Here is a 208-nt window from a genome sequence, read left to right as displayed (position 1 = left end):
TAGACGTCACTGTTGTAGATGAAGACGGTGCAACAGCGGACACCACAGCTGGTATTGACGTGATTGCCGTGAACGATGCGCCAGTCTCTGGCGACTTGGCTTACAGCGTTGACGAAGATGGCTCTATCACCTTAAGCCAAGAACAATTACTGGCACAAGCAACCGATGTTGAAGGTGACGACCTCACCGCCGCCAACCTAAGCGCGGG

General features: G+C 53.8%; 1 protein-coding gene. It reads left to right on the top strand.

Going from position 1 to position 208, the window contains the following annotated elements; translation table 11 throughout:
- Positions 1-208, top strand: a 208-nt coding sequence (locus M9196_RS23445) for a cadherin-like domain-containing protein (protein ID WP_250619908.1), incomplete at both ends; no start/stop codon positions are given.

Source organism: Vibrio methylphosphonaticus (assembly GCF_023634655.1).
Taxonomy (GTDB): domain Bacteria; phylum Pseudomonadota; class Gammaproteobacteria; order Enterobacterales; family Vibrionaceae; genus Vibrio; species Vibrio methylphosphonaticus.
Note: the sequence above shows the minus strand (reverse complement) of the source record. Positions and strands in the feature narration are given on the sequence as shown.